Source organism: Nocardia sp. XZ_19_231 (genome assembly GCF_015355705.1).
In the GTDB taxonomy this organism is placed as follows: domain Bacteria; phylum Actinomycetota; class Actinomycetes; order Mycobacteriales; family Mycobacteriaceae; genus Nocardia; species Nocardia salmonicida.
On sequence record NZ_JACUZI010000020.1, the window covers coordinates 1 to 1,551 of the forward strand.

Annotated in this window: 1 rRNA gene; it reads right to left on the reverse strand. The window is 57.4% G+C overall.

The features are described from left to right. Window positions 1–10: 10 nt before the first annotated feature. Window positions 11–1,529, reverse strand: a 16S ribosomal RNA gene (locus tag IBJ82_RS34355). Between the last annotated feature and the right edge of the window lie 22 nt (window positions 1,530–1,551).

Consider the following 1,551-nt stretch of genomic DNA (forward strand, 5'->3'; position numbering starts at 1 on the left):
TGCTCCTTAGAAAGGAGGTGATCCAGCCGCACCTTCCGGTACGGCTACCTTGTTACGACTTCGTCCCAATCGCCGATCCCACCTTCGACGGCTCCCTCCCACAAGGGGTTAGGCCACCGGCTTCGGGTGTTACCGACTTTCATGACGTGACGGGCGGTGTGTACAAGGCCCGGGAACGTATTCACCGCAGCGTTGCTGATCTGCGATTACTAGCGACTCCAACTTCACGGGGTCGAGTTGCAGACCCCGATCCGAACTGAGACCGGCTTTAAGGGATTCGCTCCACCTCGCGGTCTCGCAGCCCTCTGTACCGGCCATTGTAGCATGTGTGAAGCCCTGGACATAAGGGGCATGATGACTTGACGTCGTCCCCACCTTCCTCCGAGTTGACCCCGGCAGTCTCTCACGAGTCCCCGCCATTACGCGCTGGCAACATAAGATAAGGGTTGCGCTCGTTGCGGGACTTAACCCAACATCTCACGACACGAGCTGACGACAGCCATGCACCACCTGTACACCGACCACAAGGGGGCCTACATCTCTGCAGGTTTCCGGTGTATGTCAAACCCAGGTAAGGTTCTTCGCGTTGCATCGAATTAATCCACATGCTCCGCCGCTTGTGCGGGCCCCCGTCAATTTCTTTGAGTTTTAGCCTTGCGGCCGTACTCCCCAGGCGGGGTACTTAATGCGTTAGCTACGGCACGGAGTCCGTGGAAGGAGCCCCACACCTAGTACCCACCGTTTACGGCATGGACTACCAGGGTATCTAATCCTGTTTGCTACCCATGCTTTCGCTTCTCAGCGTCAGTTACTTCCCAGAGACCCGCCTTCGCCACCGGTGTTCCTCCTGATATCTGCGCATTTCACCGCTACACCAGGAATTCCAGTCTCCCCTGAAGTACTCTAGTCCGCCCGTATCGCCTGCAAGCTTAAGGTTGAGCCCCAAGTTTTCACAAACGACGCGACGAACCGCCTACAAGCTCTTTACGCCCAGTAATTCCGGACAACGCTCGGACCCTACGTATTACCGCGGCTGCTGGCACGTAGTTGGCCGGTCCTTATTCTACAGGTACAGTCACTTGCGCTTCGTCCCTGTCAAAAGCGGTTTACAACCCGAAGGCCGTCATCCCGCACGCGGCGTCGCTGCATCAGGCTTTCGCCCATTGTGCAATATTCCCCACTGCTGCCTCCCGTAGGAGTCTGGGCCGTGTCTCAGTCCCAGTGTGGCCGGTCACCCTCTCAGGTCGGCTACCCGTCGTCGCCTTGGTGAGCCGTTACCTCACCAACAAGCTGATAGGCCGCGGGCCCATCTCGCACCGATAAATCTTTCCACCACCAACCATGCGATCAGTGGTCATATCCGGTATTAGACCCAGTTTCCCAGGCTTATCCCGAAGTGCAAGGCAGATCACCCACGTGTTACTCACCCGTTCGCCGCTCGTGTACCCCGAAGGGCCTTACCGCTCGACTTGCATGTGTTAAGCACGCCGCTAGCGTTCGTCCTGAGCCAGAATCAAACTCTCCGTTGAAGACTCTCGAAACAACCCTCCC